The following is a 23301-nucleotide window of genomic DNA, read 5'->3' as shown; positions in this document are numbered from 1 at the left end:
AATCACGCATGAAGATTCACGAGTACCAGGGTAAGGAAATCCTGCGGAAATTCGGTGTCGCGGTACCGCGCGGCAAGCCGGCGTTTACGGTCGACGAGGCCGTCAAGGTCGCGGAAGAGCTGGGCGGCCCGGTGTGGGTCGTGAAGGCGCAGATCCATGCGGGCGGCCGCGGCAAGGGCGGCGGCGTGAAGGTCGCGAAGTCGCTCGAGCAGGTTCGCGAATTCTCGAACCAGATCCTCGGCATGCAGCTGAAGACGCACCAGACTGGTCCGGAAGGCCAGAAGGTGAACCGTCTGCTGATCGAGGAAGGCGCCGACATCAAGAAGGAACTGTACATCGGCATCGTGATCGATCGCGTCTCGCAGAAGGTTGTCGTGATGGCGTCGAGCGAAGGCGGCATGGACATCGAGGAAGTGGCCGAGAAGACCCCGGAAGCGATCCACAAGGTCGCGGTCGAGCCGTCGAAGGGCCTGCAGGACGCGGAAGCCGACGATCTCGCGAAGAAGATCGGCGTGCCCGACGCATCGATCCCGCAAGCGCGCGAAATCCTGAAGGGTCTCTACAAGTCGTTCTGGGAAACCGACGCGTCGCTCGCCGAAATCAACCCGCTCGTCGTCACCGGCGACGGCAAGGTGATCGCACTCGACGCGAAGTTCAACTTCGATTCGAACGCGCTGTTCCGCCACCCGGAAATCGTCGCGTACCGCGATCTGGACGAAGAAGATCCGGCTGAAGTCGAAGCGTCGAAGTTCGACCTCGCGTACATCTCGCTCGACGGCAACATCGGCTGTCTCGTGAACGGCGCAGGCCTCGCGATGGCGACGATGGACACGATCAAGCTGTTCGGCGGCGAGCCGGCGAACTTCCTCGACGTGGGCGGCGGCGCGACGACCGAGAAGGTCACGGAAGCGTTCAAGCTGATGCTGAAGAACCCGGACCTGAAGGCGATCCTCGTGAACATCTTCGGCGGCATCATGCGCTGCGATGTGATCGCGGAAGGCGTGATCGCAGGCTCGAAGGCGGTGAACCTGAGCGTGCCGCTCGTCGTGCGCATGAAGGGCACCAACGAGGACCTGGGCAAGAAGATGCTCGCCGAATCCGGCCTGCCGATCATCTCGGCGGACAGCATGGAAGAAGCCGCGCAGAAGGTCGTCGCGGCAGCCGCGGGCAAGTAAGGCGCTGCATTGCATTGAACACGCAGGGCGGCGCGCGATGTCGCGACGCCCATCGAACAGAGGTCAATACATGTCGATTCTGATCAACAAAGACACAAAGGTCATCACGCAGGGTATCACCGGCAAGACTGGCCAGTTTCACACGCGCGCATGCCGCGAGTACGCCAACGGCCGCGAAGCATTCGTCGCGGGCGTGAACCCGAAGAAGGCCGGCGAGGACTTCGAAGGCATTCCGATCTACGCGAGCGTGAAGGAAGCGAAGGCCGAGACCGGCGCGACCGTGTCGGTCATCTACGTGCCGCCGGCAGGCGCCGCGGCTGCGATCTGGGAAGCGGTCGAGGCCGATCTGGATCTCGCGATCTGCATCACGGAAGGCATTCCCGTGCGCGACATGATCGAAGTGAAGGACCGCATGCGCCGCGAAGGCCGCAAGACGCTGCTGCTCGGCCCGAACTGCCCGGGCACGATCACGCCGGACGAACTGAAGATCGGCATCATGCCGGGTCACATCCACCGCAAGGGCCGCATCGGCGTGGTGTCGCGCTCGGGCACGCTGACGTACGAAGCGGTCGCGCAGCTGACGGCGCTGGGCCTCGGCCAGTCGTCGGCGGTCGGCATCGGTGGCGATCCGATCAACGGTCTCAAGCACATCGACGTGATGAAGATGTTCAACGACGATCCGGATACGGATGCGGTCGTGATGATCGGTGAAATCGGCGGCCCGGACGAAGCTGCGGCAGCCGAGTGGATCAAGGGCAACATGAAGAAGCCGGTGGTCGGCTTCATCGCCGGCGTCACGGCGCCTGCGGGCAAGCGCATGGGCCACGCCGGCGCGCTGATCTCGGGCGGTGCGGATACGGCCGAAGCGAAGCTGGAAATCATGGACGCGTGCGGCATCACGGTCACGCGCAATCCGTCGGAAATGGGCCGCCTGCTGAAGGCTGCGCTCTAAGTCACGGGTCGCTCCACGAAAAACGCCGGCTCCGCCGGCGTTTTTTGTTATTCTCGCGAAACATTTTCGTAAGGTGACGGACGCGGCGTGGCTGCATTCGTCGTCCGGTTCACTTCCTGCGGCTCATCCATGTTCGAATTCCTCGCAACGCTTCACTGGGGCGCGGTCGTTCAGATCGTCCTCATCGACATCCTGCTCGGCGGCGACAACGCGGTCGTGATCGCGCTCGCCTGTCGCAATCTGCCGAGCGAGCAGCGGGTGCGCGGCGTGCTGTGGGGGACCGCCGGCGCGATCGTGCTGCGCGTCGTGCTGATCGCGTTCGCGGTCGTGCTGCTCGACGTGCCGCTCCTCAAGTTCGCGGGCGGCATCCTGCTGCTGTGGATCGGCGTTCGGCTGATGGCCCCGGCCGAGGAGGGCCACGAGAACATCCGGCCGGCCGACAAGCTGTTGAGCGCGGTCCGCACCATCATCGTCGCCGATGCGGTGATGAGCCTCGACAACGTGATCGCGATCGCGGGCGCGGCCGAGCAGGCCGACCCGTCGCATCGCATCGCGCTCGTGATCTTCGGCCTCGTGGTCAGCATTCCGATCATCGTGTGGGGCAGCACACTCGTGCTCAAGATGCTCGATCGCTTCCCGATCATTGTCACGTTCGGCGCCGCGCTGCTGGGCTGGATCGCGGGCGGGCTGATGGTCAACGATCCGGCGGGCGACCGCTGGCCGCTCCTCGACACGCCTGCCGCCGTCTATGGTTCGAGCATCGCGGGCGCGCTGTTCGTGGTGCTGATCGGCTATGCGCTCAGGAAGCGTCGGGCCGCGCCGGGCCACGCGGATCCACACTGAGCCCGAGCCGCGTCGGCCGTCCGGCCGACTGTCCGCTGACGCGGGCGCTGGCTACGATCGAAGCGCCTGCCGTCCTGGCAGGCGTTTTCGCTTGAGGAGCCTGCGATGTTCGAAGCCTTTTCCGTTTGCCTGTTCCGCCGCCTTGCGCGGCGCTCGCGTGTTGTGCGCCGCGGGTTCGCCCGCCGCGGGATCGCCCGCCGCACCGGATTCACGCTGATCGAGTTGATGATCGTGCTGGCGATCGTCGGCGTGATCGCCGCGTATGCGATTCCCGCCTATCGGGATTATCTGACGCGCGGGCGGGTCGGCGAGGGGCTCGCGCTCGCGGCGCCGGCGCGTCTCGCTGTGGCGGAAAACGCGGCGAGCGGGGCCGGCCTCGCCGGCGGCTATGTCGCGCCGCCCGCGACCCGCAATGTCGACGCCGTCCGGATCGACGACGACACCGGCCAGATCACGATCGCGTTCACGTCGCGGGTCGCGCCGGCGGGCGCCAATACGCTGGTGCTCGTGCCGTCCGTGCCCGATCGCGCGGAGGCGCCGAGCGGGCGGGTGGCGCTCGCCAAGGACGAGGCGCAGGCGGGCACGCTTGCTTGGGAGTGCTTTGCGGAGGGCAAGCGCGCGTCGTCGCTGCCCGCGCCGGGCGCGGGGCCGCTGCCGGGCGATGCGCCGACTCTCGCGGGCCGGCTCGCGCCGCCGGAGTGTCGCACGTAGGCGGCTGTACTCGTTGCTTGCTTCGGGGTGTGGTCGTGCCTGGCGGGCCTATCCGGTCGGCCGCATCTCGCCGGCTACGCCTCGTTGGTCATATTTCGCCGGCCACACTTCGCCCGCCGCGCCTCGTTGACCGCACCTCGCGGTCCCACCTCGTCAGCCATGTCTTACCGGCCACGCCTCGTCGGCCGCGCTTCGTCGGCCGCGTCTCGCGGGCCCCGCCTCGTCGGCAACGCCTCATCAGCCACGCTTCGCAGGCTACGCCTCGTCAGCCCCACCTCGTCGGCCACGCTTCGTCGGCAGCGTCTCTCGTCCCACCTCGTCGGCCACGCTTCGTCGGCAGCGTCTCTCGTCCCACCTCGTCGGCCACGCTTCGTCGGCAGCGTCTCTCGTCCCACCTCGTCGGCCACGCCTCATCAGCCACGCTTCGCCGGCCACGCCTTATCAGCCACGCTTCGTCAGCCATGCCTCGCCGGCCTCACCTCGTCGGCCCCCGCCAGCGCACCTCGCCGACCGCATCTTCGCGGCGGCCGCCGGCAGTTCGCGCGCTTCGGCGCCGACCGTGCTGCGCATCTGCGTCACAGGGTGCGCGACGCCCCGCACAGGAGAAGGTTTTTTTTGTATAGTTGCGCCGGTTGCCGACACCCGGTTCGCTCATGCCTTCCATCTTTACGCGGTCTCTTTCGCTCGTCGTACTCGCCGTCGCGCTGATCCTGCCTTACGCGGTCACCAACCATACGTACCCGATCCCGACCTTTTATTCGGAATTCACGGCATTTGCGCTGTACGCGCTGCTCGGCGCGACGATCGTGCTGCTCGCGCGCAGCGCGGGGCCGGCCGAGCCGTTCGCGGCGCCCGCGGCGCTGATCGCTCCGCTCGGTTTCGGCGCGGTGCTGCTGGCGCAGGTCGCAGGCTTGCCGCTGCATCAGCCGTCGATGAACTGGCTGGCGCTCGGTTACCTGCTGACGGCGCTCGTCGCGATGCAGTCGGGTTATGCGCTCGCGCGCGCCCAACTGCGCGACGAGACCTTGCGGATGATGGCCGGGGCGCTGATCGTCGGCGGGCTGTTCGCGGTGTTCTGCCAGATCGCGCAGCTGTATCGGCTCGAGGATGCGTTATCGCCGTTCGTGGTCACCTATGGCGTATCGGTCGCGCGGCGGCCTTACGGCAACATGGCGCAGGCGAACCATCTCGCGACCTACATGGCGTTCGCGCTCGCGGGCGCGCTCTACCTCGTGCAGACGCGACGCCTGCGCGTGTGGGTGTGGGGCGCGCTGTCGGTGCTGCTGTCGATCGGGCTGGCGTTGACGGTATCGCGCGGCCCCTGGCTGCAGGTAGGCGTGATGGTGGTGGCGGGCTTCTGGATGGCGTTCGCGGAACGGCGCGATGCGCCCATCGGGGCGACGCGTCGCGCATGGCTCATCCCGGTGGCGCTCGGCGTGCTGTTCGTCGCGGTCAACGTCGCGGTGCGCTGGGCCAACCTGCATTTCCAGCTTGGGCTGGCCGAATCGGCGGCCGACCGGATGCGCGACGCCGGCCAGATCACGCCGCGGCTCGCGTTGTGGAAGTACGGTCTCGCGATGTTCCGCGAGCATCCGCTGCTCGGCGTCGGTTGGGGCGAGTTCCCGATCCATCAATTCGAACTGGTGCGCCGTCTCGGCGGCGTCGAGATCGCGAACAATTCACACGACATTTTCATCGACCTGCTCGCGAAGTCGGGCGTGCTCGGCCTCGGCGTGCTGATCGCGAGCCTCGGTCTGTGGTTCGCTCGCGTGCTGCGCGAACCACAGTCGAGCGGACGCGTGTTCGGCGTGGCGCTGATCGGCATCCTGCTGATGCACGCGCTCGTCGAGTATCCGCAGCAATACACGTTCTTCCTGCTGCCCGCGATGTTCGTGATCGGCCTGCTCGACACCCGGCCGCTGCGCTTCGTGCCGGGCCGCGTCGCGTTCGCGCTGCTGGCCGTGCTGTCGTTCGGCGGCTTGCTGGTCGCGTATCCGGTGCTGCGTGATTACCAGCGCGCCGAGGTGCTGTACTACGGCGCGAATCCGGCGGAGCAGTATCGCGAGGCGCCGTCGTTCCTGTTCCGCGCATGGGGCGATTACGGCGCGGCCACGCTGATGACGATCTCGCGCGACGATCTGCCCGCCAAGCTCGCGGCGCACGAGCGCGCGATCTCGCTGCTGCCGGGCGAGACGGTGCTGCGCCGCTATGCGGTGTTGCAGGCGCTCGATGGCCGCGAGGCCGACGCGCTTGATACGGTGGAGCGGCTGCATATTTTCGCGAAGCAGCTGCATGACTGGCCGACCCAGCTCGCGGGGCTGTATCGCCTGCTCGATGCGCAGCCGTCGCTCAAATCCTTCAAGACGGCGGTGTACGCCCAGTATGGCGAACCGCCCGCCCAGTCCGACGATGAGGACGACGACGACGATTGAGCGCGTCGCGCGCGCACTGCGGCATCGATCAGGAAAGCCGCCGATCCGTGGCCCGGGCCATGTCGATCGGCGGCTTTTTTACTGACCGGGCGGAACCGTTTCCGGGCGGATGCGCGCGGCTCGCCCAGCGGGGCGACGCTCGCCTCGGATCGTGGCGCGGGCGCTTCGCGCGAGTCGTTCAGGTATGCTTGAGGCCGCCGTCCTCGACGGTCGACTGTCCATAGCCATAGGGAGAACTCATGAAGGCGAACCCATACCGCAGTACGGTTTTCGGCGTCCTGTTCGCGGCGCTCGTGCCGTTGTCGGCTGCACACGCCCAGCTCGGCGACATGCTGAAGCAGGCGACCGGCTCGGGCGATTCATCGAGCGCGCTCGGCAATCTCGGCGGCATCGGCGGCGCGCTGGGCGGCTCGTCGCTGACCTCGTCGAGCAGCAGCAACGTCGCCGGCGTGCTGCAGTTCTGCATCAAGAACAACTATCTCGGCGGCGCGGGCGGCGGCGGCGCGTCGTCGGTCAAGGATGCGCTGATGAGCAAGCTGGGCGGCGGCGCCTCGTCGGACAGCGGCTATACGAGCGGCGCGAGCGGGATCCTCGACGCGGGCAACGGCAAGACGCTGGATCTCAGCGGCGGTGGTTTGAAGGAGCAGGTCACCAAGCAGGTTTGCGACAAGATCCTGTCGCAGGCGAAATCGCTGCTGTAACACCGTTGCGCAAGCCGGCGGCGAAGGTGGTCGCCGGCATTCGCGCATGCGTTGGCGCGCACGCCGTTTGCGATGCCCGCGATGCATCGTGGGCCGCGTGTCCATCGCACGCGACGCGGCCCCTCGCCGAGCCGCCGATCTTCACGCGTGTCGATCCGGCAGGGTGTCGACCTGATGCCCGTTCATGCGGCGTAAGCACGTCGCTCATTCTTTCCCGAAGCCATTTTCAACATTTCGGCCAGGCGCGCCAGCCCGTGGGCGACATGCGCGCCGACCACGGGCGGGCGTGCATCCGCTGCGTCGGCTGAGCGCCGGCAGGGGCAATGCACACCGGGACGACGGCCGGAGGCGCTTGCCTGGCCGCGGGCGCGCAGTGAAGAATGCGAGGCTTCTCCTCCTCGAACGACCGGAGCGACGCGCATGGACAGAATTGACTTCCTGGTTCAGGGATCGGCCGCCGACCCCTACGCATTGACCTTCGAGCGGCGCGACGGCGGCCGCATCGCCACGTATTGTTCGTGCCCGGCGGGCGTGAACGGCGTGTCCTGCAAGCACCGTCTCGCGATCCTGAACGGTTGCTGCGCCGACATCGTGAGCGGCAATCGCGAGCAGGTCGAGAGCGTGACCGCCTGGTTCGCCGACAGCGGATTGGCCGCCGATCTGGCGGCGCTCGACGAGGCCGAACGCGGGTTGACGCAGGCCAAGGCCACGCTGGCGAGCGCGAAGAAACGCGTGGCCGCCGCGTTGAAAGGGCGTTAGGGCGAGCCGTCGGACGGCGAGGCGCGCGGCGCTATCGCCTGCGCCGGATGCCTTCGAGGCGCTGCGGCTGAAGGATCTCCAACTACCCGCGTCGTACCGGCTGGATGAGGCGCGGCCTCGGGATTTCATGCAATTTGAAAGGCGTGTATAGTGGCCGCGCAATAAAAATGAAAGAAAATGCGAGAGGCCATGAAACAGAAAACGCTCGTCAAGATCGTCGGGGTTGTCGTGTTCGGCGGCGCGGTCGCCAGTTATGTCAGTCCTTATCTCACGCTGCACGCGATGCGCTCGGCCATCGTCGACCAGGATGCGGACGCCTTCGCGTCCGATGTCGATTTCCCCGCGGTGCGCGAGAGTTTGCGCGCGCAGATCCTGATCATGATGCAGAACAAGCTGTCGAACGACGCGGACCTGAAGGACAACCCGTTCGCGGGCGTCGGGATGATGCTGGGCATGGGCGTCGCCAATCAAGTGATCGACACGATGGTGACGCCCGCGGGCGTGATGCAGATGATGGCGAACGCGGGCCCGAAGCGGGTGGAGAAAGGCGCTGAAGTCCCGGTGCCGGACGCATCGTCCGCCGCCCGGTCCTCGTCCGCGTCCGCTGATTATTCCGTGCGTTACCGTAACTGGTCCACGGTTGCCGTGGAAGGGCGACGCCAGGGCGCGGAGCCGGCAGTGTTCACGTTCAAGCGCAGCGGCTTGTGGTCGTGGAAGCTGACCGCCGTCACGTTTCCGCCCGAACTGTTGAGCGCTCCCTGACGGTGGCCGGAGTCGGATTGACGAAGCCGGATCGCGGTCTCGAATCGAGGAGAGGCATGGATGTCGACGAAGATGGAAGGCGATGAACGTATGCAGATCGAAACTCAGAAACGAAAGCGGGCGCCGTTCAACCTGATCGCGTTCTCGGACTGCCGGAATGGCGTGAACGGTTTTGCGAAGGACTGGTACTTCTGGGTGCCGGCATCGTTCAAGCCGGCGCTCGATGTCGGCTACAACGAGTACCTCGACGACGAAAAGACCCAGGCTTTGCGCGACAAGCGTTCGCACGAACTGTACGGCGTCTCGCACGAGGCGCTGAAGAAACAGATCGAGGCGAATGGCGAAAGGCTGTCCGACTCGGAGGATCACAAGCGGATCATGTCGTTCGCGATCCGGTATCCCGTCGAGACCCAGGGCGAACCGCCGCTCTATGCATTCAGGGAAACGGACAGCCTCGAAAGCCGCTCGGGCCACTGGTACGTGCAGGTGGAGCAGGCGCTGGCCGATACGGACGAGCGGCAGGGCAACGTGGGGTTCCGGCTCTATGCCAGGCACCGCGGCGCGGGGGCGGGTGAAGGCGTGTGGGTCGCGAAGGCCTGGTTGGCGACGTCTCAGCACGAATTCGTGGAACTGCTGCGCACCGGACGGTGCGCAGCGATCGATCTGTCCGATCCGCTCCCGGATCAGGACGCCGCAGCGGGAGAGCGGCCGGGCGCCGTGGCGGCGTGACGCGGGGCGCGTGCGCGGCCGGCCGGCGCATGCCGCGAGCGGGATGCCTCGCGATGGGGCCTGACGAAGGCGGCGCGGCGGATGCCGGCGCCGCGCCGCATCGAGCCGGGGCCGGCGCGTGCTATGCCTCGGCCTTCCAATCCCCCGATTTCCCGCCGCGCTTCTCGCGCACGCTGACCTCGGTGATCACCATCCCGCGATCGACCGCCTTGCACATGTCGTACACGGTCAACAACCCGACCTGCACGGCGGTCAGCGCTTCCATCTCCACCCCGGTGCGGCCGAAGGTCTCGACCTGCGCGCTGCAGCGCACGCCGGGCAGCGCCTCGTCGAACTCGAACTCCACCGCGACGCGCGTGAGCGCGAGCGGATGGCACAGCGGGATCAGATCGGCGGTGCGCTTCGCGCCCTGGATCGCGGCGATCCGCGCGACGCCCAGCACGTCGCCTTTCTTCGCGCGGCCGTCGCGGATCAGCGCGAGCGTGTCGGGCAGCATCCGGATCGCGCCGCGCGCGAGCGCGACGCGGCGGGTCTCCTGCTTGTCGCCGACATCTACCATGTGGGCGTGGCCGGCTGCGTCGAAATGGGTGAGTTGGGACATGGAGGGCTCCTTCAGAGGGCGCCTATCATAGCAGCGGCGCGTCGCGGCACGGCCGTTACAATGACGCATCCATCCGGGCCGGTGCGCGCGGCGCCGCGGCCGTCGATCCTTTCGTTCATGCGCGTCAAATCGTTGTTCGTCGTCTCGTTGTCGGTCGTGCTGGCCTGTCCGTCGGGCGGACATGCGCAGTCGCGCGCCGACGCCCTGCCGCTCGAAGCCGCGCCGTTCGCGCCGGAATCGATCTCGACCGTGCCGGCGCTGCCGTCGGGCATCGCGCCCGGCGTGTTCGGCACCTACGGCGGCGTGGAAAACCGCCTGTCGGGCGCATCGGGCGGGATCACGCCCAGTTTGCGCGCGCCGCTGCGGATCCAGCAACTGCCCGATCTCGGCGACGGCTCCGGCGGTGCGCTGACGCCGCAGGCCGAGCGCCGGCTCGGCGAGCGCGTGATGCGCGAGGTGCGGCGCGATCCCGACTATCTCGACGACTGGCTCGTGCGCGACTACCTGAACAGCGTCGCGTCGCGGCTCGCGGTGGCCGCGAACGCGCGCTTCATCGGCGGCTACGCGCCCGATTTCGACCTGTTCGCGATGCGCGACCCGCAGATCAACGCGTTTTCCCTGCCGGGCGGCTTCATCGGCGTCAACAGCGGCCTCGTCGTGATGACGCGCACCGAGTCGGAGCTGGCGTCGGTGCTCGGTCACGAGATGGGCCACGTGCTGCAACGGCACATCGCGCGGATGATCGGCGCGAGCGAGAAGACCGGCTACGCGGCGCTCGCGACGATGCTGCTCGGGGTGCTGGCCGGGATCCTCGCGCGCAGCGGCGATCTCGGCAGCGCGATCGCGCTGGGCGGCCAGGCCTACGCGATCGACAACCAGCTGCGCTTCTCGCGCGGCGCCGAGCGCGAGGCGGACCGGGTCGGCTTCCAACTGCTCGCGGCCGCGGGCTTCGATCCGTACGGGATGCCGGGCTTCTTCGAGCGTCTCGAACGGGCCTCGATGGGCGATGCGGGCGTGCCCGCCTATGCGCGCACCCACCCGCTGACGGGCGAGCGGATCGCCGACATGGACGATCGCGCGCGGCGCGCGCCCTATCGCCAGCCGCGCCAGTCCGCCGAATATGCGTTCGTGCGCGCGCGGCTGCGGATCCTGCAGAACCGTTCGCCGACCGATATCGCGAACGAGGTGCGGCGCCTGCGCACCGAGGTCGACGAGCGGACGGCGGCGAGCCCGGCGGCGAACGTCTACGGCGTCGCGTTCGGCGAGCTGCTCGCGGGCCGTTACGACGCGGCCGGCCAGGCGCTCGCCGCGGCCCGTGCGGATTTCGAGCGGACCCGGCAGGAGGAGGGCGAGACGCTGCGCAGCACGCCGAGCCTTGACCTGCTGGAGGTCGAGATCGCGCGTCGCGCGGGCCGCAACGACGATGCGGTGCGGCTCGCGGCCGCCGCGCAGCAGCGCTGGCCGGGCTCGCATGCGGCGATCGCCGCGCATCTCCAGGCGCTGCTCGCCGCGCGCCGCTATGCGGATGCGCAGGCGCGCGCGAAGGTGGAAACGCAGGCGGACCCCACGCGTCCGGAATGGTGGAATTTCCTCGCGCAGGCGGCGCTCGGCACGGGCGACGGCATCACGCAGCGGCGCGCGCTCGCGGAGAAATTCGCGCTCGACGGCGCGTGGCCCGCGGCGATCCGCCAGCTGCGCGAGGCGCGCGACAACAAGGCGGCGAGCTTCTACGAGCAGTCGATCATCGCGGCCCGGCTGCACGATTTCGAGATGCGCTACAAGGAAGAGCGCGACGAGGAGAGCAAGCGCGGCTGAGCGGATGCCGCGCGGCCGCGTTCAGCGCCCGGGCTGGCCGGCCGCGTGCGCGGCGGGGCTCGCGACGAAGCCGAAGCGCGCGGCGACGTCCGCGCGCCGGATCGGCGCGAGCGGCAGCTCGACGCCGTCGCGCCAGCGGAACGCGCCGTGCGCGCCGTCGGCATCGAGCGTCGCGTGGTCGGCGAACAGGCCGAGATCGTGGTCGTGCAGCGCGGCGATGCGCGGCGGCGTGGCGGCGTCGGCGAACAGCACGCCGCCCGCGTCGTCGAGCCACGCCTGCGCGGGCTCGAACGCGCGGCCGGTCTGGTCGGTGAGCGCGAGCGGCCGGCCCGGGCCATCCGGCTGCGCGAGCCGCACGATCCAGGGCGTGTAGGCCAGCTCGACGTAGACGCGCTGTGGGCCATTCTGGAAGAACCATTGGCCCGCGTCGTCGCGCTCGTAGTTGCGCGCGATGAAGCCGATCAGCGCCGCATGGCGGATCGGCGAACCGAGCGCGCCGGCCGCCTGCGCGGCGTCGTCGCGCATGCGCCAGTCGCCGCGCCGGTCGAGCAGCAGCCAGCCGGTGCAGTGCGGGACGTTGGGCCACTTCGCGAGGGCCTGTCGGACGATCTCATCCATGGTCGACGAAGCGGGAGCAGTGGTCGAGGATGCGCAGCGGCATCCAGTCGAGCCGGCCCGGGAACGGCCCGGTCATGAAGCCCGCGTGGCCGCCGTGCTCGGGCTGGTCGAGCACGACCGCGCGCGAGACTTCGTCGGGGCCCGGCAGCGCGGAGGCCGGCAGGAACGGATCGTTGCGCGCGTTGACGATCAGCGTGGGCACCTCGATCGCACGCAGCAGCGGCCGCGTGGTGGCCTGGGTCCAGTAGTCGTCCGCGTCGGCGAAGCCGTGCAGCGGCGCGGTGACGATGTCGTCGAAATCGTACATGGTGCGCGCGGCCAGCATCGCGGTGCGGTCGAACAGGCCGGGATAGCGTTCGAGCTTGGCGAGCGCCTTGCGCTTGAGCGTCTTGAGGAAGCTGCGGGTATAGATCATCGCGAAGCCGTGCGACAGCGCGCGGCCGCCCGCGTGCACGTCGATCGGCGTCGAGATCGCCGCGGCGGCCGCGACGCGCGCGCGCTCGTCGCGGCGCTCGCCGAGCCAGCGCAGCAGCACGTTGCCGCCGAGCGACACGCCCGCCGCGACGAGCGGCCCGCGATGGCGGGCGGCGAGGCGCCGCAGGATCCAGTCGACCTCGGCGCTGTCCGCGAGGTGGTAGAAGCGCGGCAGGCGGTTCATCTCGCCGCTGCAGCTGCGGAAGTGCGGGACCACGCCATGCCAGCCGCGGCTTTGCGCGGCCGCCATCAGCACGCGCGCGTAATGCGAGCCGGAACCCCCTTCGAGACCGTGGAACAGCACGAGGAGCGGCGCGTCGGGCGCCGGCGCGGCGCCGGCCGGCCAGGCCAGCCAGTCGAGGTCGATGAAGTCGCCGTCCGGCGTGTCCCAGCGCTCGCGCCGGTACGCGACCTCGGGCCGGCGCGCGAACAGCGCGGGCACGATGGTCTGCGCGTGGCTGGTCGGCAGCCAGCGCGGCGCGCGGTAACGCAGGGTTTCCGCGGGCGCGGGCCGGTCGGCGGCCGGAGTGGGGGAGGACGCGCTGCTCATCGCGATCGGCCGCGCGCGGCGGTCAGTGGAGCGGCCCCTGGCCGTGGCGGATCTTGGCCGCGAACTGGGTGGCGGTCTGCGCGGGGATCGGGCTCGAGTGGATGTGCGCGATCCGCCATTCGCCGCGCTCGTGGATCATCACGTAGGTCGCGAACACCATGTCCGGCTCGGCCGTGAGGTCGGCGTACTGGTGCGCTTCGGCGACCGTGTAGACGACGGTGCCGAGGCTGTCGTAGACGCGGATGTCGAGCGGCTCGATCGTGACCGGCTGGGTCGACAGGCGCTGCGCGAAGCCGCCGCGGATCTGGTCGAGGCCGTGCAGATGCGCGCCGTCGGCCCAGATGCAGCTCGCGAAGTCCTCGTCGATCCACAGGACCATCAGGGCGTCGAGGTTGGCGTCGGCAATCGCCTGATAATAGGCGTTGAGCGTATCGGCGGCAGCTTCGAAGAGGCGGGCAAAACGTGGCATCGGGTTATCTCTCGCGCGCGGGGCGCGCCGTTACAAGGCGGCGGATGCGAGCCACGCCCGCGTCCGCCGGTGAATCGACCGCGCGGCGGGCTCGCGCCGCAGCCGGCGGGCCGCTCAGCGCTGCCCGACGAGCATGCCGCGCAAATCGCCGAATACCTGCTCCGGGCTCAGCTCGCGCAGGCAGTTCAGATGGCCGAGCGGGCATTCGCGTTCGAAGCAGGGACTGCATTCGAGATGCAGCCATTGTACCTTCGCCAGCTCCGACAGCGGCGGGGTGTGGCGCGGGTCGGTCGAGCCGTACAGCGCGACGAGCGGCCGGCGCAGCGCGGCCGCCACGTGCATCAGGCCGGAATCGTTGGTGACCACGGCGTTCGCGCGCGCGATCAGCGCGCAGGCTTCGCTGAGCGAGGTCTGGCCGCACAGGCTGCGCACGTTCGGCGCGCGCTCGGCGATCGCCTGCGCGACCGCGGCGTCCTTCGGCGAGCCGAGCGCGACGATCTGCGTATAGGGGAACGACTGGCTCACGCTGTGCGCGAGCGCCGCGAAGTGCTCGGGCGGCCAGCGCTTGGCCGGGCCGTACTCGGCGCCCGGGCAGAACACGACGAGCGGCTTGCGGGTGTCGAGGTTGAAGCGGGCGGACACCCGCGCGGTCTCGTTCAGGTCCGCGTCGAGGCGCGGCGGCGGCAGCGCCTTCATCGTGTCCGGCAGCCGAGCGCCCGGCGCGTACGCGAGCGCGGCGTAGTGCTCGGCCATCGCCGGACGCTCGTCGCGCTTGCGGCTCGGGTTCGCGTGGCGCACGTTGAGCAGGCCGTAGCGCTTCTCGCCCGTATAGCCGATCCGCAGCGGAATGCCCGCGAGCCAGGGGATCAGCGCGGACTTCAGCGAATTCGGCAGCACGTAGGCGGCGTCGTAGCCGTTGTCGCGCAGGTCGCTCGCGAGCTGCCAGCGGCGCAGCATCTGCAGCTTGCCGTGCGCGAGGTCGGTCGCGTAGACATCGTGGATTTCGGGCATCCGTTCGAGCACGGGCGCCACCCAGCCCGGCGCCACGGCATCGATGACGATGCGGGGATGGAGTTTCTTCAGCAGCGCGAAAAGCGGCTGCGCCATCAATGCGTCACCGATCCAGTTCGGTGCGATTACCAACGCGCGACGCATCAGGTCGATATCCGGTGTCGTGATGAAGCGCGGCGCGCAGGCGCCGCGTTCGGGTTGCGAGAGAAAGAAGACGGCGGCGCGTGCCGGGTCGGCCGCGCCGCTTCAGCCGGGCAACGCGCCCGCCGGGCTTCAGTGGCCCTTGACGACTTCGCCGTCACGCAGCTTGTAGCGCGTGCCGCAGTACGGGCAGCGCGCCTCGCCGTGCGAGACGTCGATGAAGACGCGGGGATGCGCGCTCCAGCGCGGCATCGACGGGTTCGGGCAGTAGGCCGGCAGATCCTTGGCGGTCAGCTCGATCAGCGGCATTTCCTTCAGTTCGCTCATGGGGTGTTCTCGTTATGCGATGGGGCAGGCGCGCCCGTGCGGGCGCGCCGTGTTCAGATCTTCGCGAGCCAGTGCGCGTGCTTCGCGCTCTTGCCCGTCACGACGTCGAAAAACGCCGCCTGCAGTTTTTCCGTGATCGGGCCGCGCGCGCCGTTGCCGATCGTGCGGTTGTCGAGCTCGCGGATCGGCGTGACTTCGGCGGCGGTGCCGGTGAAGAACGCTTCGTCCGCGGTGTAGACCTCGTCGCGGGTGATGCGCTTCTCGATCACCTCGATGCCCGCTTCCTTCGCGAGCGTGATCACCGTGTCGCGGGTGATCCCGTCGAGGCAGGACGCCAGGTCGGGGGTGTACAGCTTGCCGTGGTTGACCAGGAAGAAGTTCTCGCCCGAGCCTTCCGACACGTAGCCGTCGACGTCGAGCAGCAGCGCCTCGTCGTAGCCGTCGGTGGTCGCTTCCTGGTTCGCCAGGATCGAGTTCACGTACCAGCCCGACGCCTTCGCGCGCACCATCGAGACGTTCACGTGATGGCGCGTGAACGACGAGGTCTTCACGCGGATCCCCTTGGCGAGGCCGTCCTCGCCGAGGTACGCGCCCCACGGCCAGGCCGCGATCGCGACGTGGATCGTGTTGCCCTTCGCGGACACGCCGAGCTTTTCCGAGCCGACCCAGATGATCGGGCGCAGATAGCACGATTCCAGCTTGTTCTCGCGCACCACGTCGCGCTGGGCGGCCTCGAGCGTTTCCTGGTCGAACGGCACGTCCATCTGGAAGATCTTCGCGGAGTTCAGCAGGCGCTTCGTATGTTCCTTCAGACGAAAGATCGCGCTGCCGCCGTCGGCCGTCTTGTACGCGCGCACGCCTTCGAAGACGCCCATGCCGTAGTGCAGCGTGTGGGTCAGCACGTGGATGTTCGCGTCACGCCAATCGATCAGCTTGCCGTCCATCCAAATCTTGCCGTCGCGGTCGGCCATTGACATAGGTATCTCCTAACGGGATGCGGTTGTATGCAGCATTGAGCCGGAAAGACGCTTATTTTAGCGTCTTTTGCCCGGCGGACGGGCGCCGGCCGGTGATGCGGCGCTATAATCCCCGAGTAAATTTCTCAAGAATAACGGGAGGCGGCGCGGTTGCACGCGGGTCGCCCGGCTTTTTCGCCACGCCGGCGCTCCCATCGATGCTCGCTCGCCTGTCCGCCACCAACCGCTATGCCCTCGTGCAGGGCGCCCGCGATTATGCCCCGACCTTGATGGCGATCCTCTCGTGGGGGCTCGTCACGGGCATCGCGATGAGCAAGTCGGTGCTCACGGTCGGCCAGGCGGCCGGGATGTCGCTGCTGGTCTACGCGGGCTCGTCGCAGCTCGCGGTGCTGCCGCTCTTCGCCGCCAAGCTGCCGCTCTGGACCATCCTGCTCACCGCGGCGATGGTGAACACCCGCTTCGTGATCTTCAGCGCCGGGCTCGCGCCGCACTTCGCGCACCTGCCGATGTGGCGGCGCCTCGCGATCGGCTACTTCAACGGCGACGTGATCTATCTGCTGTTCCAGAAGCAGGGCTTCGCGCCGGGCCCGGTGCCGGGCAAGGAGGCCTATTTCTGGGGGATGGCCGCGTCGAGCTGGCTGTCGTGGCAGGCGTCCTCGCTCGCCGGCATCCTGCTGGCGAGCTTCTTCCCGGACAGCTGGGGGCTCGAACTCGCGGGCACCCTCGCGCTGATCCCGATCATGGTGACCGCGGTCGCGAACCGCTCGACGCTGGCCGCGGTCGCGGTGGCGGGGATCGTCTCGCTGCTCGCGTTCGACCTGCCGTACCGGCTCGCGCTGCCGCTCGCGGTGGTCGCCGCGCTCGCGGCGGGCAGCGTGACCGACCTGTTCGTCGAACGCGCCGACTGGCGGCGCGTTCGCGCGTCCCGTGGGCATGACGCCGGGGAGGCGGAATGAGCGCGACCCAGGTCTGGCTGGCGATCCTCGGCATGACGCTCGTGACCGCGGTCACGCGCGCGCTGTTCCTGATGGGCGGCGAGCGCGGCGTGTTGCCGGAGCGGGTCCAGCGCGCGCTGCGCTACGCGCCCGCCGCCGCGCTGATGGCGGTGGTGCTGCCCGACGTCCTCGAAACCCCGGACGGCATCTCGTTCGCACTGTCGAACCACGAGTTCTACGCGGCCGTCGCCGGGCTCGGCTGGTTCCTGTGGCGGCGCAGCATGCTCGGCACGATCGTCGTCGGGATGCTCGTCTTCACCGCATTGCGCCTGATGTTCTGAGCCGCGTGCTGCCGCGCCGCCGCGATTGCTGCGATGCGGCATCGCAACTGGCCCCCAAATAGGCGGAATTCGCGTCTCGACGGGGCGGCCGGCGGAACGGATCGGCTAGAATGTTCCCTCTCGACTTTCGCGCGCGTGCGCGGCCCGGCCCGGCCGCGCGCGGCGCCGTGCCGGCTGCCCGCGCGCGTCGAACCGCCTTCCTCATCAACCTCATCCAGTCCCATGAGCCAAGTAAAGCGTCTTACCGACCTGATCGCCGAAGGCAAGCTCTCCGGCAAACGCGTGTTCATCCGCGCCGACCTGAACGTGCCGCAGGACGACCACGGCAACATTACCGAGGACACCCGCGTGCGCGCGTCGGTTCCGGCGATCCGCGCCGCGCTCGATGCGGGCGCGGCCGTGATGGTCACGTCGCACCTCGGCCGCCCGACCGAGGGCGCGTTCAAGCCGGAAGATTCGCTCGCGCCCGTCGCGCAGCGCCTCGCGGAACTGCTGGGCCGCGACGTGCCGCTCGTCTCGAACTGGGTCGAGCAGGGCGTCGAGGTCGCGCCGGGCCAGGTCGTGCTGCTGGAAAACTGCCGGGTCAACCCGGGCGAGAAGAAGAACGACGACGCGCTCGCGCAGAAGATGGCGAAGCTTTGCGACATCTACGTCAACGATGCGTTCGGCACCGCGCACCGCGCCGAGGCGACCACCCACGGCATCGCGAAGTACGCGCCCGTCGCCTGCGCGGGCCCGCTGCTCGCGGCCGAGCTGGACGCGCTCGGCAAGGCGCTCGGCAACCCGAAGCGGCCGCTCGTGGCGATCGTCGCGGGTTCGAAGGTGTCGACCAAGCTGACGATCCTGAAATCGCTCGCCGAGAAGGTCGACCAGCTGATCGTCGGCGGCGGCATCGCGAACACCTTCATGCTGGCGGCGGGCCTGACCATCGGCAAGTCGCTCGCCGAGCCGGACCTCGTCGCCGAGGCCAAGGCGATCATCGACGAGGCGCGCAAGCGCGGCGCATCGGTGCCGATCCCGTCGGACGTCGTGACCGCGAAGGAATTCGCGCCGACCGCCGCGGCCACCGTGAAGCAGGTCGCCGACATCGAGGCCGACGACCTGATCCTCGACATCGGCCCGGAAACCGCCAAGGCGCTCGCCGGCCAGCTCGGGAAGGCCGGCACGATCGTCTGGAACGGCCCGGTCGGCGTGTTCGAATTCGACCAGTTCGGCAACGGCACCCGCACGCTGGCGGATGCGATCGCCCATTCGTCGGCGTTCTCGATCGCGGGCGGCGGCGATACGCTCGCCGCGATCGCGAAGTACGGGATCCACGACAAGGTCAGCTACATCTCGACGGGCGGGGGCGCGTTCCTCGAATTCCTCGAGGGCAAGACGCTGCCGGCGGTCGAAGTGCTTGAAACGCGCGCGGCCTGACCCGCATGACCCGCGGACGGTGCGCGGCGCGCGCCCGCCGTCCGCGGCGCAGGACCTGACAGGATGAACAAAGCGACGCCGGGCCCCCGGGCACCGGCGCGCATTCCGGATGCGGCGGCCGCTGGGCCGCGCGGGTCCGGCTCTCGCAGCGGTACGCCCAGCACCACTCAGACTCGACGAGGAGATTCATGCATCGCGCCACCAAGATTGTCGCCACCATCGGCCCGGCCTCCAGCTCGCCCGAGGTCCTGCTGCAGATGATGCAGGCGGGGCTCGACGTCGTCCGGCTCAATTTCTCGCACGGCACCGCGGACGACCACCGGCAGCGCGCCGAGATGGTCCGCGAGGCCGCGCGCAAGGTCGGCCGGGAAATCGCGATCATGGCCGATCTGCAGGGGCCGAAGATCCGCGTCGGCAAATTCGAGATGGGCAAGACCCTGCTCGCGCCGGGCCAGCCGTTCATCCTCGACGGTGCATGCGAGCTGGGCAACGACGAACGCGTCGGGCTTGACTACAAGGACCTGCCGCGCGACCTGAAGCCGGGCGACCTGCTGCTGCTCAACGACGGCCTGATCGTGCTGACCGTCGAGCGCATCGTCGGCGAGGAGATCCATACGATCGTCAAGATCGGCGGCGAGCTGTCGAACAACAAGGGCATCAACCGCCAGGGCGGCGGCCTGTCGGCGCCCGCGCTGACGGCCAAGGACATGGAGGACATCCGCACCGCGATGTCGCTCGGCGCGGACCTGGTGGCGGTGTCGTTCCCGAAGAACGCGACCGACATGGAAATGGCGCGCCAGCTCGCGAACATCGCGGGCGCGCCCTACGGCATCAAGCCGAAGATGATCGCGAAGATCGAGCGCGCGGAGGCGATTCCGGCGCTGCAGGGCATCCTCGACGCGTCGGACGGCATCATGGTCGCGCGCGGCGACCTCGCGGTCGAGGTCGGCAACGCGGCGGTGCCCGCGCTGCAAAAGCGCATGATCCGCATGGCGCGCGAGTCGAACAAGCTCGTGATCACCGCGACGCAGATGATGGAATCGATGATCCACGCGCCGGTGCCGACCCGCGCCGAGGTGTCGGACGTCGCGAACGCGGTGCTCGACGGCACCGACGCGGTGATGCTGTCGGCCGAGACGGCGACGGGCAAGTACCCGGTGGTCACGATCGAGACGATGGCGGCCGTCTGCGTCGAGGCGGAGAAATCCGAGCAGGTCGAGCTGGACAAGGATTTCCTCGACCGCACCTTCACCCGGATCGACCAGTCGATCGCGATGGGCGCGCTGTTCACGGCCTACCACCTGGGCGCCAAGGCGATCGTCGCGCTGACCGAATCGGGCGCGACCGCGCTGTGGATGTCGCGCCACTACACCCACGTGCCGATCTTCGCGCTGACGCCGCGGGTCGGCAGCGAGCGCGCGATGGCGCTGTTCCGCAACGTGACCCCGCTGCACGTCGATTTCAACAGCGACCGCGACGCGGCGCTGCAGGCGGCGCTCGAGATCGTGGTCCGGCAGGGCTTCGTGCAGCACGGCGACATGGTCGTGCTGACGGTCGGCGAGCCGATGGGGCAGGCGGGCGGCACCAACACCCTCAAGATCGTGCGGGTCGGCGAACCTTACTGAGCGTTTCGGGGCCGTAGTCCGGGCCGGATGGGCCGCGCGGGGTCAGATGCCCCGCGCGGCCCTTTTTGCTGGAAAACGTGCGTTCGCCCACAACAATTTGGACGTGGGATACCGATTTGGTCTGAATCCGGGGCGCTTCGCGATAAAATGCGGCTATTCGACGCTCAGCCGCGCAGGTCCGCCCGTCCATCCGCCGGGGCGGGCCGTCAGCCGCCGCCCAGGGCGCACCGGTTTTCTATCAAGGAGTTCCACAATGCCTCTCGTATCAATGCGTCAACTGCTGGATCACGCGGCGGAACACGGCTACGGCCTGCCGGCGTTCAACGTGAACAACCTCGAGCAGGTGCAGGCGATCATGGCGGCCGCCGACCAGGTGAACGCGCCGGTGATCATGCAGGCGTCGGCCGGCGCCCGGAAATACGCGGGCGAGCCGTTCCTGCGCCACCTGATCGAGGCGGCGATCGAGTCCTATCCGCATATCCCGGTGGTGATGCACCAGGATCACGGGCAGTCGCCGGCGGTCTGCATGGCGGCGATCCGCAGCGGCTTCACGAGCGTGATGATGGACGGCTCGCTGGAGGCGGACGGCAAGACGGTGGCGTCGTATGAATACAATGTCGACGTGTCGCGCAAGGTCGTCGAGATGGCGCACTCGATCGGCGTGACGGTCGAGGCGGAACTGGGCGTGCTGGGCTCGCTCGAGACGATGAAGGGCGACAAGGAAGACGGCCACGGCGCGGAAGGCACGATGACCCGCGAGCAGCTGCTGACCGATCCGGAGCAGGCGGCCGACTTCGTCAAGCGCACGCAGTGCGACGCGCTCGCGATCGCGATCGGCACCTCGCACGGCGCCTACAAGTTCACGAAGAAACCCACGGGCGATATCCTGTCGATCCAGCGCATCAAGGAAATCCACGCGCGGATCCCGAACACGCACCTGGTGATGCACGGCTCGTCGTCGGTGCCGCAGGAACTGCTCGCGGAGATCCGCGAGTTCGGCGGCGACATGAAGGAAACCTACGGCGTGCCGGTCGAGGAAATCCAGGAAGGCATCAAGCACGGCGTGCGCAAGGTGAATATCGACACCGACCTGCGGCTCGCGATCACGGGCGCGATCCGTCGTTACCTGTTCGAGAACCCGGGCAAGTTCGATCCGCGCGACTACCTGAAGCCGGCCCGCGAAGCGGCGAAGCAGGTGTGCGTCGATCGTTACCTGGCGTTCGGCTGCGAGGGGCAGGCAGGCAAGATCACGCCGCTCCCGCTCGACAAGATCGCCGAGAAGTACAAGGCCGGCGCGCTCGCGCAAGTCGTGCGCTGAGGCGCCGCGTCGGCCGGGCCTGGCGGCCCGGCCGGTCGACCGGTTGCAGCCGCCGTTCCCGCCGGTGAAGGGGAACGGCGTTTCCCTTTTTGTTTGGCTTCTATCTTCTGCGAAACGACGATGTCTACCCTCTACGAATCCACGCTCCGCTCGCTGCCGCTCCTCGGCCGTGGCAAGGTCCGCGACAACTACGCGGTCGGCAACGACAAGCTCCTGATCGTCACGACCGACCGTCTGTCGGCGTTCGACGTGATCATGGGCGAGCCGATTCCGAACAAGGGTCGGGTGCTGAACCAGATGGCGAACTTCTGGTTCGACAAGCTCGCGCACATCGTCCCGAATCACCTGACGGGCGACGCGCCGGAAGCGGTCGTGGCCGCCGATGAAGTCGCGCAGGTCGAGGGCCGCGCGGTGGTGGTCAAGCGCCTCGAACCGATCCTGATCGAGGCCGTGGTGCGCGGCTATCTCGCGGGCAGCGGCTGGAAGGACTATCAGGCGACCGGCAAGGTGTGCGGCGTCGAGCTGCCGGCCGGCCTGCAGAACGCGCAGAAGCTGCCCGAGCCGATCTTCACGCCGGCCGCGAAGGCGGAGATGGGCCATCATGACGAGAACATCACGTACGAGGAAGCCGAGCGCCGGATCGGCACCGAGCTGACCGCGACGATCCGCGACATCTCGATCCGCCTGTACAAGGAAGCGGCCGACTACGCGGCCACGCGCGGCATCATCATCGCCGACACGAAGTTCGAGTTCGGCCTCGACAGCCACGGCCAGCTGTTCCTGATGGACGAGGCGCTGACCGCCGATTCGTCGCGCTTCTGGCCGGCCGACCAGTATCAGGTCGGCACCAATCCGCCGTCGTTCGACAAGCAGTTCGTGCGCGACTGGCTCGAAACCCAGGACTGGAAGAAGGAGCCGCCCGCGCCGGCGCTGCCGCAGGACGTGGTCGACCGGACGAGCGCGAAGTACCAGGAAGCGCTCGAGCGCATCACCGGCCAGCAGCTCGCCTGAGCGGCGTCCGACCACACGAGGAACCGCACGATGAGCGAAGTCCAAACCGCCCACACGCACAGCGCGCCGCTCGTCGGCGTGCTGATGGGATCCAGTTCCGATTGGGACGTGATGAAGCACGCGGTCGCGATCCTGCAGGAATTCGGCGTGCCCTACGAGGCGCGCGTGGTGTCCGCGCACCGCATGCCCGACGAGATGTTCGACTATGCGGAGAAGGCGCGCGAGCGCGGCCTGCGCGCGATCATCGCGGGCGCGGGCGGCGCCGCGCACCTGCCCGGCATGCTGGCCGCGAAGACCACCGTGCCGGTGCTCGGCGTGCCGGTCGCGAGCAAGTACCTGAAAGGCGTCGATTCGCTGCACTCGATCGTGCAGATGCCGAAGGGCGTGCCGGTCGCGACCTTCGCGATCGGCGAGGCGGGCGCGGCGAACGCGGCGCTGTTCGCCGTATCGCTCCTGGCCGGCACGACGGCCGACTACGCGAACCGGCTCGCCGCGTTCCGCGTGCGCCAGAACGAAGCCGCGCACGCGATGAGCCTGCCGCCGCTGTAACCGGCCTCGCGCGAAGGCCCTGAATCGTCCTGACTGCGGCGGGTGCGCTGCCCGCC

24 protein-coding genes are annotated in these 23301 nt (G+C 68.7%); 17 read left to right on the top strand and 7 right to left on the bottom strand.

Annotation, left to right across the window (positions count from 1 at the left end; all coding sequences use genetic code 11):
* Positions 1 to 8 precede the first annotated feature (8 nt).
* From sucC to Bsp3421_RS26680, 9 genes are all read left to right on the top strand, one after another.
* The gene (sucC, locus tag Bsp3421_RS26720) at positions 9 to 1175 is read left to right on the top strand and encodes an ADP-forming succinate--CoA ligase subunit beta (RefSeq protein WP_273998963.1); all 1167 of its coding nucleotides are present in this window, start codon (positions 9 to 11) and stop codon (positions 1173 to 1175) included.
* 70 nt (positions 1176 to 1245) lie between these two features.
* Entirely contained in the window at positions 1246 to 2127 is an 882-nt protein-coding gene (sucD, locus tag Bsp3421_RS26715; protein ID WP_273998962.1) for a succinate--CoA ligase subunit alpha, read from the top strand.
* 129 nt (positions 2128 to 2256) lie between these two features.
* Complete coding sequence (locus tag Bsp3421_RS26710; RefSeq protein WP_273998960.1) at positions 2257 to 2970, top strand: TerC family protein; 714 nt, start codon at positions 2257 to 2259, stop codon at positions 2968 to 2970.
* Positions 2971 to 3075: 105 nt separating this feature from the next.
* The gene (locus Bsp3421_RS26705) at positions 3076 to 3681 is read left to right on the top strand and encodes a pilin (RefSeq protein ID WP_273998959.1); all 606 of its coding nucleotides are present in this window, start codon (positions 3076 to 3078) and stop codon (positions 3679 to 3681) included.
* A gap of 653 nt (positions 3682 to 4334) precedes the next feature.
* A complete protein-coding gene (locus Bsp3421_RS26700) occupies positions 4335 to 6113 on the top strand; it encodes a PglL family O-oligosaccharyltransferase (protein ID WP_273998958.1) in 1779 nt (592 codons plus the stop codon).
* A 239-nt stretch (positions 6114 to 6352) separates the two neighbouring features.
* The gene (locus tag Bsp3421_RS26695) at positions 6353 to 6814 is read left to right on the top strand and encodes a DUF2501 domain-containing protein (RefSeq protein ID WP_273998957.1); all 462 of its coding nucleotides are present in this window, start codon (positions 6353 to 6355) and stop codon (positions 6812 to 6814) included.
* A gap of 420 nt (positions 6815 to 7234) precedes the next feature.
* Positions 7235 to 7573: a hypothetical protein gene (locus tag Bsp3421_RS26690; RefSeq protein WP_273998955.1), complete on the top strand. Its 339-nt coding sequence runs from the start codon at positions 7235 to 7237 to the stop codon at positions 7571 to 7573.
* 189 nt (positions 7574 to 7762) lie between these two features.
* Positions 7763 to 8335 carry a DUF2939 domain-containing protein gene (locus Bsp3421_RS26685; protein ID WP_273998954.1) on the top strand — a complete coding sequence of 191 codons (573 nt, stop codon included), beginning with the start codon at positions 7763 to 7765 and terminating at the stop codon, positions 8333 to 8335.
* 90 nt (positions 8336 to 8425) lie between these two features.
* On the top strand, positions 8426 to 9064 hold the full coding sequence (locus Bsp3421_RS26680) for a hypothetical protein (RefSeq protein WP_273998953.1): 639 nt from the start codon (positions 8426 to 8428) through the stop codon (positions 9062 to 9064).
* A 121-nt stretch (positions 9065 to 9185) separates the two neighbouring features.
* Here Bsp3421_RS26680 and moaC read toward each other — a convergent pair whose 3' ends face one another.
* Positions 9186 to 9665 (bottom strand): cyclic pyranopterin monophosphate synthase MoaC, encoded by a 480-nt coding sequence (moaC, locus tag Bsp3421_RS26675; protein ID WP_273998951.1) that lies wholly within the window; start codon positions 9663 to 9665, stop codon positions 9186 to 9188.
* 117 nt (positions 9666 to 9782) lie between these two features.
* On the opposite strand from moaC, the gene Bsp3421_RS26670 reads away from it, so the two are divergent.
* Entirely contained in the window at positions 9783 to 11480 is a 1698-nt protein-coding gene (locus Bsp3421_RS26670) for a M48 family metalloprotease (RefSeq protein WP_273998950.1), read from the top strand.
* Between the two features lie 21 nt (positions 11481 to 11501).
* Here the strand turns inward: Bsp3421_RS26670 and Bsp3421_RS26665 are convergent, their stop codons facing one another.
* The 6 genes from Bsp3421_RS26665 to Bsp3421_RS26640 all read right to left on the bottom strand — a co-directional run bounded on the left by Bsp3421_RS26665 (position 11502) and on the right by Bsp3421_RS26640 (position 16047).
* Positions 11502 to 12098, bottom strand: a complete 597-nt coding sequence (locus Bsp3421_RS26665) for a DUF2946 family protein (protein ID WP_273998948.1) — start codon at positions 12096 to 12098, stop codon at positions 11502 to 11504.
* Positions 12091 to 13122, bottom strand: a complete 1032-nt coding sequence (locus Bsp3421_RS26660) for a hydrolase (protein ID WP_273998947.1) — start codon at positions 13120 to 13122, stop codon at positions 12091 to 12093. The genes Bsp3421_RS26665 and Bsp3421_RS26660 overlap by 8 nt, the downstream gene beginning before the upstream one ends.
* A gap of 22 nt (positions 13123 to 13144) precedes the next feature.
* Positions 13145 to 13591 carry a nuclear transport factor 2 family protein gene (locus tag Bsp3421_RS26655; protein ID WP_252983132.1) on the bottom strand — a complete coding sequence of 149 codons (447 nt, stop codon included), beginning with the start codon at positions 13589 to 13591 and terminating at the stop codon, positions 13145 to 13147.
* A 114-nt stretch (positions 13592 to 13705) separates the two neighbouring features.
* Positions 13706 to 14746, bottom strand: a complete 1041-nt coding sequence (gene waaF, locus Bsp3421_RS26650; protein WP_273998945.1) for a lipopolysaccharide heptosyltransferase II — start codon at positions 14744 to 14746, stop codon at positions 13706 to 13708.
* Between the two features lie 129 nt (positions 14747 to 14875).
* Complete coding sequence (locus Bsp3421_RS26645; protein ID WP_273998943.1) at positions 14876 to 15070, bottom strand: zinc-finger domain-containing protein; 195 nt, start codon at positions 15068 to 15070, stop codon at positions 14876 to 14878.
* Between the two features lie 53 nt (positions 15071 to 15123).
* Positions 15124 to 16047: a branched-chain amino acid transaminase gene (locus tag Bsp3421_RS26640; RefSeq protein WP_273998942.1), complete on the bottom strand. Its 924-nt coding sequence runs from the start codon at positions 16045 to 16047 to the stop codon at positions 15124 to 15126.
* 197 nt (positions 16048 to 16244) lie between these two features.
* Here Bsp3421_RS26640 and Bsp3421_RS26635 point away from each other — a divergent pair, with 197 nt between their 5' ends.
* The 7 genes from Bsp3421_RS26635 (at position 16245) to purE (ending at position 23245) form a co-directional block, all read left to right on the top strand.
* A complete protein-coding gene (locus Bsp3421_RS26635) occupies positions 16245 to 17003 on the top strand; it encodes an AzlC family ABC transporter permease (RefSeq protein ID WP_273998940.1) in 759 nt (252 codons plus the stop codon).
* Entirely contained in the window at positions 17000 to 17323 is a 324-nt protein-coding gene (locus Bsp3421_RS26630; protein ID WP_273998939.1) for an AzlD domain-containing protein, read from the top strand. The genes Bsp3421_RS26635 and Bsp3421_RS26630 overlap by 4 nt, the downstream gene beginning before the upstream one ends.
* Before the next feature lie 222 nt (positions 17324 to 17545).
* Positions 17546 to 18742: a phosphoglycerate kinase gene (locus tag Bsp3421_RS26625; protein ID WP_273998938.1), complete on the top strand. Its 1197-nt coding sequence runs from the start codon at positions 17546 to 17548 to the stop codon at positions 18740 to 18742.
* A gap of 188 nt (positions 18743 to 18930) precedes the next feature.
* Complete coding sequence (pyk, locus tag Bsp3421_RS26620; protein ID WP_273998937.1) at positions 18931 to 20367, top strand: pyruvate kinase; 1437 nt, start codon at positions 18931 to 18933, stop codon at positions 20365 to 20367.
* A gap of 253 nt (positions 20368 to 20620) precedes the next feature.
* The gene (gene fba / locus Bsp3421_RS26615; RefSeq protein ID WP_273998936.1) at positions 20621 to 21685 is read left to right on the top strand and encodes a class II fructose-bisphosphate aldolase; all 1065 of its coding nucleotides are present in this window, start codon (positions 20621 to 20623) and stop codon (positions 21683 to 21685) included.
* Positions 21686 to 21805: 120 nt separating this feature from the next.
* Positions 21806 to 22696, top strand: coding sequence for a phosphoribosylaminoimidazolesuccinocarboxamide synthase (locus tag Bsp3421_RS26610; protein ID WP_252981773.1), 891 nt, complete (start codon positions 21806 to 21808; stop codon positions 22694 to 22696).
* 30 nt (positions 22697 to 22726) lie between these two features.
* Complete coding sequence (gene purE / locus Bsp3421_RS26605) at positions 22727 to 23245, top strand: 5-(carboxyamino)imidazole ribonucleotide mutase (RefSeq protein WP_273998934.1); 519 nt, start codon at positions 22727 to 22729, stop codon at positions 23243 to 23245.
* Positions 23246 to 23301 lie beyond the last annotated feature (56 nt).

Source organism: Burkholderia sp. FERM BP-3421 (assembly GCF_028657905.1).
In the GTDB taxonomy this organism is placed as follows: Bacteria; Pseudomonadota; Gammaproteobacteria; order Burkholderiales; family Burkholderiaceae; genus Burkholderia.
Note: the sequence above shows the minus strand (reverse complement) of the source record. Positions and strands in the feature narration are given on the sequence as shown.

What these genes read in the sequence shown, in the direction of transcription:
- Bsp3421_RS26635 (WP_273998940.1), top strand. Translation starts at nt 16,245, where the DNA reads ATGCTCGCTCGCCTGTCCGCCACCAACCGCTATGCCCTCGTGCAGGGC.
- Bsp3421_RS26710 (WP_273998960.1), top strand. Translation starts at nt 2,257, where the DNA reads ATGTTCGAATTCCTCGCAACGCTTCACTGGGGCGCGGTCGTTCAGATC.
- sucD (WP_273998962.1), top strand. Translation starts at nt 1,246, where the DNA reads ATGTCGATTCTGATCAACAAAGACACAAAGGTCATCACGCAGGGTATC.
- Bsp3421_RS26630 (WP_273998939.1), top strand. Translation starts at nt 17,000, where the DNA reads ATGAGCGCGACCCAGGTCTGGCTGGCGATCCTCGGCATGACGCTCGTG.
- Bsp3421_RS26645 (WP_273998943.1), bottom strand. Translation starts at nt 15,070, where the DNA reads ATGAGCGAACTGAAGGAAATGCCGCTGATCGAGCTGACCGCCAAGGAT.
- Bsp3421_RS26660 (WP_273998947.1), bottom strand. Translation starts at nt 13,122, where the DNA reads ATGAGCAGCGCGTCCTCCCCCACTCCGGCCGCCGACCGGCCCGCGCCC.
- Bsp3421_RS26610 (WP_252981773.1), top strand. Translation starts at nt 21,806, where the DNA reads ATGTCTACCCTCTACGAATCCACGCTCCGCTCGCTGCCGCTCCTCGGC.
- fba (WP_273998936.1), top strand. Translation starts at nt 20,621, where the DNA reads ATGCCTCTCGTATCAATGCGTCAACTGCTGGATCACGCGGCGGAACAC.
- Bsp3421_RS26640 (WP_273998942.1), bottom strand. Translation starts at nt 16,047, where the DNA reads ATGTCAATGGCCGACCGCGACGGCAAGATTTGGATGGACGGCAAGCTG.
- Bsp3421_RS26680 (WP_273998953.1), top strand. Translation starts at nt 8,426, where the DNA reads ATGCAGATCGAAACTCAGAAACGAAAGCGGGCGCCGTTCAACCTGATC.
- Bsp3421_RS26695 (WP_273998957.1), top strand. Translation starts at nt 6,353, where the DNA reads ATGAAGGCGAACCCATACCGCAGTACGGTTTTCGGCGTCCTGTTCGCG.
- Bsp3421_RS26665 (WP_273998948.1), bottom strand. Translation starts at nt 12,098, where the DNA reads ATGGATGAGATCGTCCGACAGGCCCTCGCGAAGTGGCCCAACGTCCCG.
- Bsp3421_RS26700 (WP_273998958.1), top strand. Translation starts at nt 4,335, where the DNA reads ATGCCTTCCATCTTTACGCGGTCTCTTTCGCTCGTCGTACTCGCCGTC.
- Bsp3421_RS26655 (WP_252983132.1), bottom strand. Translation starts at nt 13,591, where the DNA reads ATGCCACGTTTTGCCCGCCTCTTCGAAGCTGCCGCCGATACGCTCAAC.
- pyk (WP_273998937.1), top strand. Translation starts at nt 18,931, where the DNA reads ATGCATCGCGCCACCAAGATTGTCGCCACCATCGGCCCGGCCTCCAGC.
- Bsp3421_RS26705 (WP_273998959.1), top strand. Translation starts at nt 3,076, where the DNA reads ATGTTCGAAGCCTTTTCCGTTTGCCTGTTCCGCCGCCTTGCGCGGCGC.
- Bsp3421_RS26625 (WP_273998938.1), top strand. Translation starts at nt 17,546, where the DNA reads ATGAGCCAAGTAAAGCGTCTTACCGACCTGATCGCCGAAGGCAAGCTC.
- waaF (WP_273998945.1), bottom strand. Translation starts at nt 14,746, where the DNA reads ATGCGTCGCGCGTTGGTAATCGCACCGAACTGGATCGGTGACGCATTG.
- Bsp3421_RS26690 (WP_273998955.1), top strand. Translation starts at nt 7,235, where the DNA reads ATGGACAGAATTGACTTCCTGGTTCAGGGATCGGCCGCCGACCCCTAC.
- purE (WP_273998934.1), top strand. Translation starts at nt 22,727, where the DNA reads ATGAGCGAAGTCCAAACCGCCCACACGCACAGCGCGCCGCTCGTCGGC.
- Bsp3421_RS26670 (WP_273998950.1), top strand. Translation starts at nt 9,783, where the DNA reads ATGCGCGTCAAATCGTTGTTCGTCGTCTCGTTGTCGGTCGTGCTGGCC.
- moaC (WP_273998951.1), bottom strand. Translation starts at nt 9,665, where the DNA reads ATGTCCCAACTCACCCATTTCGACGCAGCCGGCCACGCCCACATGGTA.
- Bsp3421_RS26685 (WP_273998954.1), top strand. Translation starts at nt 7,763, where the DNA reads ATGAAACAGAAAACGCTCGTCAAGATCGTCGGGGTTGTCGTGTTCGGC.
- sucC (WP_273998963.1), top strand. Translation starts at nt 9, where the DNA reads ATGAAGATTCACGAGTACCAGGGTAAGGAAATCCTGCGGAAATTCGGT.